Below are 15,139 nucleotides of genomic sequence, written 5' to 3' on the forward strand. Positions count from 1 at the left end.
TACATGTTACATTTATACAATTCCTTAACCCGAACAAAAGAGGTTTTTGTTCCATTAACACCGGGTAAAATTGGAATCTACGTGTGTGGAAATACCGTATACGATCATTGTCATCTTGGCCATGCCCGTTCCATGGTTTCTTTTGATGTCATTGTGCGTTTTTTGCGCTCTCAAGGTTTTGCGGTAACTTATGTTCGTAATATCACTGATATAGATGACAAAATTATAGTCAGAGCAAACGAGCGGGGCATAAGCATAGGTGAACTAACCGATCATTATATAGAGGCAATGTCCCAGGACGCCAAGTCTTTGAACATACTGCCACCTGATATTGAACCAAGAGCAACAGGTCATGTAGATACCATCATTCGCTTAATCCAACGCTTGCTGGATAAAGGTAATGCTTACCTTAGTGATAATGGTGATGTCTGTTATCAAGTGGATTCTTTTCCAGACTATGGCAAATTATCTCATAAAGATATTGAGGGGCTGGTTTCGGGCTCTCGGGTAGAGATTGTAAAAGAAAAGCGTTCGCCTCTCGACTTTGTTTTGTGGAAAAAAGCTAAAGCTGGTGAACCAAGTTGGCAGTCGCCCTGGGGGGATGGACGACCTGGCTGGCATATTGAATGTTCAGCAATGGCCATGCATGAGCTTGGCGATCAGTTTGATATTCATGGTGGTGGGTCTGATTTGCAGTTTCCTCATCATGAAAATGAGATAGCCCAAAGCGAGGCAGTCTCGGGTAAACCTTTTGCCAACTATTGGCTTCATGTGGGAATGCTCCAGGTTAATGGTGAAAAAATGGCAAAATCAACCGGTAATTTTTTTACCATTGCTGATGTCTTAAAGCACCACCATCCCGAGGTGATACGTTATTTTCTTCTAAGCAGTCATTACCGTAGTCCTTTAAATTATTCAGAAGATAATTTGCTTAATGCAAAAAAAGCGCTAAATCGTATGTATCAAGCCATCAAAGATTCTGCAAAGACTGAAGAAGAGGCAGGGCTTGATAATCATTGGGTAGCGCAATTTAATCAGGCCATGAATGATGATTTTAATACTCCTGAGGCATTATCGGTTTTGTTTCAGCTAAGCCGTGAAATCAATAAAAATCCATCATCGAAGCTTGTTGCGACTTTAAAGCATTTGGCAGGAATTCTTGGGATAGTACAAGAAGAACCGGCTGTATTTTTACAGTCAGGCCTTGAATCTGATGACAAGGAATTGATTGAGCAATTGATTGCGGAACGATTGCAAGCAAGAACAGAACGAAATTGGCCAAGAGCTGATCAGATTCGCGCCCAGCTTCTTGCTAAGGGTATAGAGCTGGAAGATGGTGAAAAAGGAACCACATGGCGCAAGATTGCTGATTAATATGGGCTTGAAAAAAGCACTTTGACCATTTGGCTCATCTACTGCAAAGAATTGATCTGTCGTGCTTTAGATGAGCTGTAATAATCATTTGTTTGCTGAACCACTAAAAGTTATCAATATGCTCTGAAACTCCCATTTGAGAATTTCTTGATAAAAAAGTATGATCAATGTTCTATGATTTGAGTCTGGAACAAAATAAATGGTAGACATTACAGATTTAAAAACTCTTGACGAAACGACAAAGAGTTCCCTTGCTCAACTGTTATTAAGCGATCCTGCCACTCAATTTTGGGGTATAGGTGACTATGCCGGACTCACTCTTAATTTCAGTATCATCAAACATCTGAGCTCACTAAAAGAAGTTCACGGTATTGCATGCCACAGGATTCGTTATGAAGTAATGGATAATGTGGTTTTTGGTGCAGGTAATTATGGATCGTTTTTTCGCTGTCGATTTACCCTATCTTTTGACGAGCATCGCAAGCTTATTATCAAAGAACGTAAACCCGATCGGATACGGTTGGTCAAGGTGCAGAGTCTCGTGCAAAGAAACGAGTTTTGTTATGACCGTATATATGCGGAAGCTATCGCTCTGGGCAAGAGTCCTATTTTTCATTCCAAGCCTTTAGTATTAGATAAAGAGAAAGCCTATATTGTAATGAAAGAGCTACCCGGTGTTACTTTGCAAAGTGTGATCCTTAACAATAATTTAACCATTAAGGAGCGCTACACACTGACCATAGAGCTTGTCAAAGCCTTAAAAGAACAAATACATGATAAAGGTTGGATTCATAGAGATATCACACCACACAATATCCTGGTGTATCAGAATGGAGAAACATTCCAGGTGTTCATCATTGATTTTGGTTTTATATCTGAAATAAGTGATATGCCGACAGATTGCAGAGGGTCACCTTTTTATGCTGCAGAGGAATGTCACTACAGCTGGGTCGTTAAAAATGAAAAAACAGACATATATGCTCTCGGTTTGATATTGGGGTATTTATGGAATGAGATACCCGTTAAGGCAGTATGCCATGATGAGCTGATGAACATTTTTGAACATATGATGCATCCCAGCATGGTGCATAGACCTGATATCCCTAATATTTTAAAGGCTCTTGATGTATGGAAAAATTACCTGGTACCCACAGAGGAGCATCAAGCGTGTCACTACTATTATGCCGAACCTGATCATCACGGAGAATCCTACGCATGCTCCAGTCAACCTATATAAACTATTCCATGGTGATATTAATTTGGTAGTGGTGGAATAATTGTTCAATCAGAGACAAGGGAAGTCCTATGAGTTTATCGAGAGTATTATTTTATTTTTTCACGCTTGGCTTCTCTGTGCCTGGTCTAACACAACAGCTTTTAAACCCGATTCAGTATTTTGACACCACGGGTGCCCGGGAGCTTACTCCTTTTGAGCTTAGTGGTGAATACTATATAGCTGCAGCCCAGTCAGGACGAGATCTGGCTCTTAAACAAGCCCAAAATAAAATTGGTGGTGATGCAGATGTTGATGTCATTATTTACAAAAAGCATGGAGAACAATTTAGGGTTTATCAGCGCATTCCAGGGCATGGAAACAGCAGCGCCACATTTTTTAATTTAAATGGAGAGGCGCATATTGCAATTGCCAGTTATCATTCAGGGCCTAAATCTCCCTTTAATCCTCTAACTTATTCCATGTTATATCGTTGGGATGGACGTTTTTTTTATCCCATACAACAATTTTTAACCTATGGAGCCAAGCAGTCGGTTTATTTTAATATAGGTTCACGCCACTTTCTGGCTTTTGCTAATGGAATTGTTAATTCAGAGAATGAGTTAAATACAGAGCATACTCGTTCAATAATCTATGAATGGGATGGAACGCAATTTAGTCCATTTCAAACGCTGCGATCACTAAGAGGCGAGTCCTTTAAATTTTTTATGATGAATAAAATACCCTATTTGGCTTTTGCTGATTCTCTGGATGGGGGTTTTTTATATCGATGGGATAATGGGCAATTTAAAATTTATCAACAATTCAAAGGTAAAGGCGCCCAATCTTTTGAACATTTTGTCATCAACAATGCCCATTATCTCGCTTACGCCAATAGCGAATCCAATTCGTCTGTATATCAATGGAATGGTAAAACGTTTAGTCCATTTCAAGAATTACCTGATGCAGGCGCACGAAATTTTGTTCATTTTTATCTAAATGATCAACATTATCTTATGAGAGTTAATTATAAATTGACTGTAGGGGATAAAGGGGAATTTAAAATGCAGTCACCTTTATATCAATGGGAGGAGGGGCATTTCAGGATCATCCAGAATATACCTACTTTTGGCGGATCCAGTGCGCATGTTTTTACTATGAATCAAGTGTTGTATATGACGATTGCTAATTGTTTCAATGAAAAGGGTCAATTTAACGTGAATTCAGTGCTTTATGAAATTACCCATGGTTTGTCCATAGAGTTTGGTTAACTAAACCGTACCCGCTTTTTCAAAGATTACAAAGATAAACAGTGCGCTTGAAGTAGTTCAGCGAATTTTTTAATTTTGGGTGGTGACTCTTAAAATTTCAGCCAAAGACGTGTCACCAGCCAGTACTCGTTTAAAGCCATCATCACGAATACTTGGTGTAGTTGGCCTTAAGTAGTTTTCTAAAGTATGAATGTTTTCCTGGCGATGAATCATGCCTCTTAGTGTTTCATCAACAGTTATTAATTCATAAATTCCTGTTCTGCCTCTGTAACCGAGGTGGTTGCACAAATCACAACCCTGAGGCTCATAGACCTGTGAAACATCTGCATCAGGCGAAAGCCCCATAAGTTCTCTCTCATCATCGCGTAACTGGTGGAGGGTTTTGCAGTGTGGACAAAGCTTTCTTACTAGTCTTTGTGCAATCAAGCCAACAATACTGGATGACATTAAAAAAGATTCTACTCCCATATCCCTTAATCGGGTTAAGGCACCCAAGGCGCTGTTGGTATGGAGTGTAGATAATACCAGATGTCCTGTAAGGCTTGCTTGAACAGCGATTTCAGCAGTTTCCAAATCCCTTATTTCACCAATCATGACTACATCGGGATCCTGGCGTAATATAGCCCTTAGTCCTTTAGCAAAAGTCATTTGTACTTTAGTATTAACCTGGGTTTGTCCTATGCCTGCTAAATCATATTCAATAGGATCTTCTATGGTGAGGATGTTACGTGTGACCTGGTTTAGTTCAGTAAGCATGGCATATAATGATGTTGTTTTACCCGAACCTGTAGGTCCGGTTACTAAAATGATGCCGTGAGGTTCGGCTATCATTTTACGCATCGCATTAAGGGTTGATTGAGGCATGCCTAAGAGGTTTAAATCCAGTTGTGCGGCTTGTTTGTCTAAAATTCTTAAAACAACTCGTTCACCGTGATTGGAAGGAAGAGTAGAGACCCTGACGTCAATATTGTGTCCACCAATTCGTAAAGAAATGCGCCCATCTTGGGGGATGCGCTTTTCTGCAATATCCAATTTTGCCATAACCTTAACTCTGGATATAACCAAAGGGGCAATAGCACGCTGTATTTCAAGCACTTCTTGCAGTACTCCATCAATTCTATTGCGGACAAGTACCCTGTTTTCATAGGTTTCTATATGTATATCCGATGCTTTTTGTTTAATGGCCTGAGTAAATAATGCGTTGAGCAAGCGAATTATTGGGGCGTCGTCCTGGTTTTCCAACAGGTCTTCGCTCATTGGTAACTGATTCGCTAAAATGGAAAGATCCATATCATCTTCCATACCCTCCGCAGCATCCAGTATGGATGATTTGGATTGATAGATGTGTGCCAGATGTTGTTGAAATAAATGCTCATCTGTTTGTTTTAAATCAAGCTCGCATTGAAGGGTGCGTTTTACTTCAACCAGCGCATGTAAAGAGGTATTAGGCAAGTGATGAATAGTCGCTATACCATCTTTAATTTCGCTGACAACTACGCCATTGTTTTTTGCAAAACTGTAGGGGAGATTCAGTGATTTTTCGTCTTTATCCATAGATCACTTAGTCATTTGAGGAATATTTTTAGGCGAACCGCTAAAGGGAACCGGCAAGCTTCCTTGAGTTAGCGGAGGCAACAAGGCTTGATTGTTGATTTGTTCATATTCTTCCTGAGATCGAATCCAGTCTAATTGATATTGACGCACATCATTGTATTTGGATCCGGTCACTTCCAGATTATCACGTTCACTGCGAAGTATGATCGGTTTGATGAAGACCATCAGAACTCTTTTGTTTCTATTGCGAATATTGTGTTGAAACAATTTGCCCAAGCCCGGTATATCTCCAAGAATAGGGATGTGGTTATTATCATTTCCTAGACTGTCCTGAGTCAAGCCGCCTAATACCACGATATCACCGCTTTCAACATGTACAGAAGTCACTATGCTGCTGATTTTAAAAGTAGGATTAAGGTTACTTTCTGTGGTACTTGCGGGATCAAGAGTATCATTGCCTTGATCTATTTGCATCTGAATTCCCTGACCACGAGTAATTTGGGGTCTTACGTAGAGGTGTAAAGCCACATTAACCCTGTCAAATGTGGTAAATGGAGTTCCTCCGTTAGTTTGTCCACCAGCATTACTGGGTTGCGTGGTTGATGCAACAGAGACCTGTTTTCCTACCAGAATTTTGGCTTGTCGGTTATCGAGTACTACTACAGATGGAGTTGATAAAATATTGGCTTTTTGTTGTCGAGCCAAAGCGTAAATTTGCGCCTGAAAATCATCTGTTCGTGTCTTGCTATTGATAATGGCAAAACCTGGTCTGAACTTTTGTGGGTCGCCTGTTTGCAAATCAGAGCCCCACTCAATTCCTAAATTATTTACATCATTTTCATCAACTTCAGCAACAAGCGCTTCGATCAACAACTGTGCGGGTTTGATGTCAAGTTGGGAAATTACATTTTTAAGTATACGAATTATTGAGGCAGGTGCGTTGATGATGATGGAGTTGGTATTGGGTTCTCCAATGATTTGCACGGTCGGTTTGGTTGAACCTTCATTTTGAGTGCTTGCAGAAGTCGTATTACTTGTTGCCGAAGAGTTGTTTAGCCCTTGAGGTGCCATATTTTGTAACGAACTTTGCCCATCAGCTCCACTGAGGCTTGCCAGATTTGACGCAGGATTAGTACTGTCCAGGACAGGGCGAGTAATGGTGCCAATGGTTGTACCTACATTACCACTAAAATTAGCCTGGGCTATACCTGCGAGAATAGGAACCAGATCTTCCGCTCTCAGATAATTCAGATAAACAACTTGAGTATTTGAATTAATTCCTTCTGAACTTTCTCTGTCCAGTTTTAATATTAACATTTGCAGTCTGATTCTATCGGTTTTATTTCCGCTCACTAAAATTGAGTTGGACCTATCATCTGCTGCAATAGTTATTTGCGCTCTGCTGCCTATACTGGGCTGAGTTTTGACCAAATCTTTTAATGTATTGGCAACGTCCATAGCCAGGGCATGCTTCAAAGGGACCATGTCAATGCCGTTAGAGGCAGAGGAATCTACTTGTCTTATGATGTCAGTCAAACTTTTTATATTATTGGCTCTGCCTGAAAGAATCAGCATATTCGAAGGAGCATATGCTGAAACGCTGCTCCATTGTGGCATTAAAGGGCGTAATACAGGAACAAGTTGCTCAGAGGGCACATAATGTACGGGAACCACAGAAACCATCATATCATCCCCTCTGGGAGGATTTCTCATTTCATGAAGCAAATCAGGCGACTGGGTTTTTGCATCGATGTTGGGGATGATTTTTATAATCTTTCCATTGGGAATTGCTGCGTATCCAGAAACTTGCAGTACAGAAAGAAAGACTTGATACAATTCACGGTTTGATAGGGGAGATGATGAAATAATTGAAATTTTTCCTTGTACTCGGGGATCAATAACAAAATTTTTACCGGTAACCCGCGATACTTCGGAGATGACTGCTCGTATGTCAGCATTTCTTAAATTCCAAAGTTTAGTAGCTGATGGTAATGAATCGGGTTGTTCAGAATGTTGAGCTGTCTGATTCGCTGCAGATGAAGTAGTTTTATAGGTTGAAGTACTGTTGTGTTGGTTTTCCGGTTTTTGAGATAAGGTATTTTTTAGTTCCCTGGCGGACTGGTAATCTTCTATGGGTCCTATTTGAACCAAATACAAATGTTTGTCTGCAAGATTTTTAATCTCGATTTTTTGCTGCGTTAATTTTGCAAGAGCCTGTACACGTTGCTCCGCATCTTTTTTCAGGTTGAATGCTCCTGCCTGGAGATAAAAAATCGTAGTGCCATTTTGGGTGACGGTAGATATATTAACGTCATTAGCATGAAGCAACGAAGACCAGATTAAGGCTAGCAGTACAATTACTAAAGATCGCATTGAAAAACCGTAAAATCATGAATAGTAACATAATAACTAAATTTGATTACTTTCAATAGCTTTTTTGATAACTAACTTAAGGAATTTTAATTTGGGAAGGATTGGTGGCTATGGGTGGACTCGAACCACCGACCTCAGCATTATGAGTGCCGCGCTCTAACCGGCTGAGCTACATAGCCACAAGACGCAGGATTTTGTACTTTTCGCAGAATAATGTCAAGCCTGTTTGTTGTTTTTTTTATTTTTTTATTTTTTGTTGAGTTAAGCTTGACCAGTAGTCTATCAAACAAGGGTATTTTATCAGCTAAAAATAACTTACAGGACAATTAGGGCGTATTGAAAATTGCCCTAATTATTGGCTGGATCTGTCCACATTTTATGACAGGGTATAATGACCTTTGTCTGGGTAGAAAGTGCAGGCATCAATGGTTGGTTTGTTGATGCCTGCCTTTTTAAGTACGCAGAGGGTTAAATGATTAGCAGGAATAAAGCACCAGGTCCTCGTAATACTTGAACCAACAGTTGCTGTTTATTATTCTGAGCAATAGATTGCAGTGTTTTTACGTCTTTAATTTGCGCTTTATTTGCTGAGATAATAATATCTCCAGGTCTTAAACCTGCACGCCAGCCGGCACTGCTTTCCGATGCGCCTACTACCTGTACTCCAACTACATTACCATGTGGTGGCGATTCTTGTTCAAAATTGCGAAGAGCCAATCCATAAAGAAATGGATTATTGGATTGCAGTTTTTGTTCATGTTTTTTGATATCAGTCACTTCAGCGTTTAGGGTCAAGGGCTTGTTATCACGTACTATTTTGATTTTAGCGGTTGAACCAACCCGTAACAGGCTAATCGTTGTTTTAACCTGGGTTGCTTGTGTGATTTTGGTATCATTGATTTGTACGATGATATCACCAGCTTTTAATCCGGCACTTTCAGCAGGGGAGTTTTCATTAACTTGTGAGACTAAAGCACCTTGAAAATCCTCAGGATAACCCATGGATTGCGCCAACTCAGGTGTTAAGTGCTGAACAAATATTCCCATCAATCCACGGTGGATAGAACCAAACTTAATAATTTGTTGGGTTACATCTTTTACCATATTGATTGGAATGGCAAATCCTATCCCTACATTTCCGCCATAGGGAGAAATGATTGCTGTGTTAATTCCTATCAACTCACCTCTGGTGTTAACCAGCGCACCACCTGAGTTTCCAGGATTAATCGCTGCATCGGTTTGAATAAAGTTTTCTACTCCTTCGATATTTAAATCGCTACGTTTCAGAGCGCTCACAATACCAAAAGTTGCTGACTGGCTGTTGCCAAAGCTGTTTAAACCAAATGGATTACCTATAGCTACGACAAAATCACCTACCTGAAGCTTATCTGAATCACCAATGACCAGTGATTTTAAATTCTTGGCATCAATTTTCAGCACAGCCAGATCGGTTTCACTGTCACCGCCAATCAAGCGAGCTTTTAAACGTCGGCCATCTTGCAAGGTTACGGTAATTAAGTTGGCATTACGTATTACGTGGTCATTAGTGACAATGATGCCTGATTTGGGGTCGATAATAACGCCAGAACCAATGCTTTCAAATTTACGACCTTTATCAGGTACTCGAGAGTGGCGTTTATTTTGTGGTCCTGCGTCATCATCTCCATCAGACGGTGAGGTTGATGCATCGCTGGGTAAATAGCCTTGAACTGCGACATTAACAATTGCTGGCATGATATTTTTTAATACAGGCGCCAGATTGGGCATAACAGTCTCGTCCGCTTCCACTGCAAGAGAGACTGTTAATAGAAGCAAAGTGCTTACTAATAATTTTAAGTGTTTTATCATATTATTCATCCCGAGGTTGATCGTTAAACCAGATAAAGGTTCCTATTCTACCCGTTTGTGATTCTCTGCGGTAGGAATAAAACTCATTTTTTGATTCATAAGTACATAAATTCGATTGAGATACAGCCCTTATTCCATTCATGTTGAGTATTAACTCCGCAATTTGAGCTAGGTTTGCTAACCATTTACTACCAGAGGGCCTAAATGCTGCATGACTAAATGCATACTTTTCGGTGAAGGATTGATGGACTTCCTCGCCTACTTCGTAACAATTTTGGCAAATTGCCGGTCCAATCCATGCCAGCACATCGGAGGCCTGAGTATTCATTTTAGCCAAAGTATTTTCGAGAATGCCATGGAACAAGCCTTTCCAGCCGGCATGAATGGCTGCAATCTCGTCACCGTGAATGGAGCACAACGTAATGGGAAGGCAGTCTGCAGTGAGAATGACCAAGGGGTGTAATGGTGAACGGGTAATCGCCGCATCCGCATTTCGATTAGAGTCCTGCTCTGGAATGATGCATATGGTACTGTGAGTCTGCTCTAACCATACCGGTTCGCCGGGTAAGTTTAACAATTCATTAATTTGCTGGCGATTTTTCAGAACATGTTCGACCTTATCGCCTACATGCAAACCAAGATTGTTTTCATGATAGGGCGGTAAACTAAATCCTGACATACGAGTAGTACTTAATGCAGAAATATTTGCAGGGGCAGACCAATTAGCTAATCTAGTATTCATAATGCTCGTCCAGAGTATCAAGCAACAATTTTAAATCATCAGGTAAGGGCGCTTTAAATGTCAACTCTTTTTCTGTTTTAGGATGAATAAAGGTAAGTGTGCGTGCATGCAGAGCTTGTCTTTTAAACTGTTGCAACTGAGTTCGGAACTGCTCACTGGCATTGTTTGGAAAGCGAATTCTTCCACCGTAGAGTTGATCGCCAACAACTGGGTGGTTAATGTAAGCCATATGAACTCTTATCTGATGCGTTCTTCCTGTCATCAGACTGACATCAAGGAGGGTAAAGTCATCATAGTGCTTTTTAACTGTATAATGCGTGATTGCCTGCCTGCCTTGTCCGGTGACTGCCATCTTTAGCCTGTTTCTGGGATGTCTGCCAAAACCGGTATCAAGAATACCCCCAGACAAGACATGCCCCAGCACCAGAGTAATGTAATGGCGTTTAATCTCTCTTGCTTGCATTTGTCTGATTAAGGACGTGTGAGCTGTTAATGATTTCGCAACGATTAATAATCCTGTGGTGTCTTTATCCAGCCGATGAATAATTCCTGCGCGGGGTAAATGATGCAAGTCTGGAGCATGGTGTAGTAAGGCATTAACCAAAGTGTGTTCTTTGTTTCCAGCACCGGGGTGTACTACTATACCTGCTGGTTTATTCAAAACAAGAACCTCTTCGTCCTCAAAAATAACATCAAGGGGAATGTCTTCCGGTTCACACTGAGTAAAATCAGGATCTACAGTATTCAAATCCACCTGAAGATCAATCAAATCGCCATCAAGAACTTTATCTTTTGGTTTGCACGATTGGTTATTGAGGGTTACTGATCCCGTTTTTATCCAGTTGCTGATTTGCGAACGGGAATATTCTGGCAGCAGTTGAGCGAGTACACTGTCTATACGCTGACTGTGATACTCGCGAGAAATTGTAATGCGTTTTTGGATGTGTTCTATCATCAGACGGGTTGCTTCTCAACTTCAGTCAAGCGGCCTCGGAGGGAGTTGGGCAGGGCATCAGTGATCTGCAGTGTAACAAATTGACCGATAAGGTGTTCAGAGCCTTCGAAATTAACTACTCGATTACATTCTGTCCGTCCAGCTAACTGGTTGCTGTCTTTTTTAGAAAAACCCGTGACCAAAATTCTTTGAGAGGTACCTATCATAGACTGACTGTATCGAGATGCATTTAACAACAGTCTGTTTTGCAGTACTTGCAAGCGTTGCTTTTTAACGTCGAGAGGGGTGTCGTCAGGAAGATTCGCTGCGGGCGTTCCTGGTCTGGCACTGTAGATAAAACTGAACGATGTATCAAATCCAATATCATGGACCAAGTCCATGGTATCCTGAAAATCTTTATCTGTTTCGCCAGGGAACCCTACGATAATATCTGTTGATAATCGAATATCGGGGCGTACTTTACGTAATTTTCGGATTTTCGATTTAAATTCGAGAGCGGTGTATCCTCTTTTCATTAAACCTAAAATTCTGTCGGAGCCACTTTGCACGGGGAGGTGTAAATGGTTTGCCAATTCGGGCACTTCGGCATAAGCGTTAATCAGATTATCTGAGAATGCCAAGGGGTGCGACGTTGTAAACCGTATACGACCAATTCCGTCAATTGCGGCAATATAATGAATTAATAATGCCAAATCGGCCGTTTCGCCTTGTTCCATTTTGCCACGATAATCGTTTACATTTTGCCCTAATAAGTTGATTTCTCTTACGCCTTGAGCTGCAAGTTGGTAACATTCGGCAAGCACATCGTCAAAGGGTCTACTGATTTCTTCACCACGAGTGTAAGGAACCACACAAAAGCTGCAGTATTTGCTGCAACCTTCCATTATCGATACAAAAGCCGTGGGGCCTTCTGCACGAGGAGCGGGAAGATGATCGAATTTTTCGATTTCAGGGAAGCTGATATCGACGACGGATTTGTTTTTTTCCAGGCGCTCATTAAGTAAAGCAGGAAGCCTATGTAAGGTTTGTGGGCCGAAAACGATATCCACAAAAGGAGCTCTTTTGATAATATCTGCTCCCTCCTGGCTGGCCACGCATCCTCCTACACCAATAACCACGTGCGGATTTTTAGCCTTGTATTCTCGCCATTGACCTAATTGAGAGAATACTTTTTCCTGAGCTTTTTCTCGAATTGAACACGTATTCAATAAAATCACATCCGCATCGTCAACCTTATCGGTTTTAACCATACCATGGGACTCAGATAAAACTTCTGCCATTTTTGAAGAATCATATTCATTCATTTGGCAACCATTGGTTTTTATATATAATTTTTTAGCCATATTCATTCTACTTTTAAAACGCCGTATTATTTCATTAATGGATGCTTTGGCAATAGGTTTCTTTAATTTTGGGCAAAATAAGTAACGCAATGAGCATGCCCAAAGGCAGAATCGCCAATGCCGTGTGGTACGCCTCAACAGGATAAAGTCTGATAGTACCGCTCATTTCTCCTTGCCACATTTGATCAAGAATGTAGCCTATAAGTGGTTGGGCGAGGGCAATTCCTATCATATTCATCATGTTCATGAAACTTAAGCCAGTTGCCACGTATTTTTTATTACACAGTTCTTTTGCGACAGAAAATGCTGGCAGAAAGCCTGCGGAAAAAAGCCCAAAAGAAAGGAGTAAGAATTGCATGACAAAAGCAGAACCCACAGGAGCAAAAATAAAGAGGCTAGAGCAAATTAACGCTCCGATACAACCTATGTACATAGGTGGTTTTCGTAGACCTATGCGATTGGAGAATATACCCCATAAAGGACTGGCTATTGCCCAGCCAATAAATACAAGTGAAATGTAGTTGGCAGCAGTTGACTTGGCAATGAGCATTTTATTCATCAGAAAAGGAACGCCCCAAAGTCCACAAAATACTGGCGTTGCCATATACATCAGTCCACCATATGTGGCGACGAGCCAGAGCTGTTTGTTTTTTATCAAGGTCATTAGACTGGGTAATAAGCGTTCTTCTTCTGTTTCGGCATGAGTATGCACCGGGGAGTGATAGTTTTTTGGGGTGTCTCTGGCAACCATTACAATTAAAACCGCTAAAAACAGGCCAATGATCCCCATGATTATCATACTGTGCCGCCAGCCAAACGCATCAATCAGCAGAGCCAATGGCGTTTCTCCGCCTATAGCACCTAACATTCCTATTGTAACCATTAGTCCAGTTAGTAAGGCAAATTTTTGCGCAGGAAACCAGTTTGCGGCAAGCTTCATTGTTCCAACTGCGGCAAATGAAGAACCAAAACCAATCATCAGGCGTGCAATACAGGCCATTAGGAAATTATCGGTCATGCCAAATGCAATAGTACTTACTGCACAGACCAAAGTCGCAAGTGTCAAAAGGCGATGTGGACCAAAATAATCCATTAACACACCACCAGGTAATTGCATGGCTGCATAGGAATAGAAATAAATTCCTGATAGAACGCCAAGCGTTTGGCTGGTAACGGAAAAGTCCCGCATCAACTCGTTACTCATGACACTTGGAGATACCTGCAAAAGGCATTCGTAGAAATAAAACATACATCCCAAGCCCCATACCAACCAGGACATCAAGGATTGTAGGGTGTTGTTGTGCATTAACTCTGGCTGTGTATTTTGTTGAGTCATTCTTTTCTTATTCTCCAGATTTGCCAAGGTAGTTTGATTTTGCGAACATAACAGACCAAAACAATCGATGAACAACGCAGGTACACAATTTCATGTAGCTCCCTTGAGAGTGCGGTTTTTTTAATCACAAAGTCAACTTTATAAGTTAACATACATGGCGAGAAATATCATCAATTAAAATGATATCAAAATGTTTTTTATTTGTCTATTTGGAATTTTTTGTGTGCTTATTGTTCATTGGGGTCATCAGGAGCATCGAGAACAACCCGAGTTCCTCGCATTCCGCCTCCCGGTAAATCAATAAATTCCTCATTAAGCCAGCGAGCATCTTCAATGAACATTCGAACACAACCGTGACTTGCTCTGTATCCTGGAACTTCATAACTGCCGTGCAGAGCATATCCCCTAAAAAAGTGCATGCAATAGGGCATTAGAGCACCGCCGCTTTCTCCATTAGCTCGCCGGGGAAAAACTGTCGAGACGCACTCAATATCCTGTTTTCTTATAATACGAAATGATCCTGTTGGGGTACTGCATCCTCCCGCAACATTACATTTTCCGACGCCTGAAGAAACCGGCCCCCACCAAAGAAGCTCTCCATCTTCATCATAAGCGCCCCAAGCCATTTTTTTTTGGCTGACATAAATCGTTTTTTCACCATCTGATTCTATGTATCGAGGGAAGGGAGAGACGTCGTATATGGTCAGCCGCTCTATATTTTTGGGAATGGCTATAATCATTCCAGCTTTTAAACTGATGTTCATTCTGTTGATTCGCCTTACTATATCTCGCTCTTCAACATTAGGAAATAATGTTTCCCAACTCTCTCCATTTTTAACCTTCATGCAAAAATAGTCAGGCGCATTGCACAATGTTTCCCCGTAGCGCACAAAGGCAAAGCTGTTTTGCACTGTGAACAAGAACCCTAATAACGCAGTTATGTATAACATAATCTTGCTCATAATGTTCTCTATTTTTATTCTTTGTATGTCATGTAACGGCAATAAGCGTATTTACTTAACACTATTTAGAGGTATATTTGCTGAATTTAAATACACTTTTTTGGGGAACTGCTCATGAAGCAGCACGATTTTGGATAACGAAGATTGGTAGAGCTAAAAGGTATATAA

The 15,139-nt window shown here is 40.9% G+C and carries 11 protein-coding genes and 1 tRNA gene; 3 read left to right on the top strand and 9 right to left on the bottom strand.

The features are described from left to right. Positions 1 to 3 precede the first annotated feature (3 nt). From cysS to Lwor_RS01635, 3 genes are all read left to right on the top strand, one after another. Positions 4 to 1,374 carry a cysteine--tRNA ligase gene (gene cysS / locus Lwor_RS01625; RefSeq protein ID WP_058492139.1) on the top strand — a complete coding sequence of 457 codons (1,371 nt, stop codon included), beginning with the start codon at positions 4 to 6 and terminating at the stop codon, positions 1,372 to 1,374. Between the two features lie 199 nt (positions 1,375 to 1,573). Then, positions 1,574 to 2,611 carry a protein kinase family protein gene (locus Lwor_RS01630; RefSeq protein WP_058492140.1) on the top strand — a complete coding sequence of 346 codons (1,038 nt, stop codon included), beginning with the start codon at positions 1,574 to 1,576 and terminating at the stop codon, positions 2,609 to 2,611. 68 nt (positions 2,612 to 2,679) lie between these two features. Continuing rightward, on the top strand, positions 2,680 to 3,858 hold the full coding sequence (locus Lwor_RS01635) for a hypothetical protein (RefSeq protein ID WP_058492141.1): 1,179 nt from the start codon (positions 2,680 to 2,682) through the stop codon (positions 3,856 to 3,858). A 69-nt stretch (positions 3,859 to 3,927) separates the two neighbouring features. Here Lwor_RS01635 and lspE read toward each other — a convergent pair whose 3' ends face one another. From lspE to Lwor_RS01680, 9 genes are all read right to left on the bottom strand, one after another. Continuing rightward, entirely contained in the window at positions 3,928 to 5,412 is a 1,485-nt protein-coding gene (gene lspE, locus Lwor_RS01640) for a GspE family T2SS ATPase variant LspE (protein ID WP_058492142.1), read from the bottom strand. A gap of 3 nt (positions 5,413 to 5,415) precedes the next feature. Continuing rightward, entirely contained in the window at positions 5,416 to 7,785 is a 2,370-nt protein-coding gene (lspD, locus tag Lwor_RS01645; protein ID WP_058492143.1) for a GspD family T2SS secretin variant LspD, read from the bottom strand. 102 nt (positions 7,786 to 7,887) lie between these two features. Continuing rightward, positions 7,888 to 7,964: transfer RNA gene (locus Lwor_RS01650), tRNA-Met, on the bottom strand. A gap of 289 nt (positions 7,965 to 8,253) precedes the next feature. Continuing rightward, complete coding sequence (locus Lwor_RS01655; RefSeq protein WP_058492215.1) at positions 8,254 to 9,633, bottom strand: Do family serine endopeptidase; 1,380 nt, start codon at positions 9,631 to 9,633, stop codon at positions 8,254 to 8,256. 1 nt (position 9,634) lies between these two features. Then, a complete protein-coding gene (gene pgeF, locus Lwor_RS01660) occupies positions 9,635 to 10,375 on the bottom strand; it encodes a peptidoglycan editing factor PgeF (protein WP_058492144.1) in 741 nt (246 codons plus the stop codon). Beyond that, a complete protein-coding gene (rluD, locus tag Lwor_RS01665) occupies positions 10,365 to 11,330 on the bottom strand; it encodes a 23S rRNA pseudouridine(1911/1915/1917) synthase RluD (protein ID WP_058492145.1) in 966 nt (321 codons plus the stop codon). The genes pgeF and rluD overlap by 11 nt, the downstream gene beginning before the upstream one ends. Further along, positions 11,330 to 12,673 carry a tRNA (N6-isopentenyl adenosine(37)-C2)-methylthiotransferase MiaB gene (gene miaB / locus Lwor_RS01670; RefSeq protein WP_083501556.1) on the bottom strand — a complete coding sequence of 448 codons (1,344 nt, stop codon included), beginning with the start codon at positions 12,671 to 12,673 and terminating at the stop codon, positions 11,330 to 11,332. The genes rluD and miaB overlap by 1 nt, the downstream gene beginning before the upstream one ends. 34 nt (positions 12,674 to 12,707) lie before the next feature. Further along, entirely contained in the window at positions 12,708 to 14,009 is a 1,302-nt protein-coding gene (locus tag Lwor_RS01675) for an MFS transporter (protein ID WP_058492147.1), read from the bottom strand. Between the two features lie 227 nt (positions 14,010 to 14,236). Continuing rightward, the gene (locus Lwor_RS01680; protein WP_058492148.1) at positions 14,237 to 14,971 is read right to left on the bottom strand and encodes a L,D-transpeptidase; all 735 of its coding nucleotides are present in this window, start codon (positions 14,969 to 14,971) and stop codon (positions 14,237 to 14,239) included. Positions 14,972 to 15,139: the final 168 nt, after the last annotated feature.

Origin of the sequence: Legionella worsleiensis, from assembly GCF_001467535.1 — a bacterium.
GTDB lineage: Bacteria > Pseudomonadota > Gammaproteobacteria > Legionellales > Legionellaceae > Legionella > Legionella worsleiensis.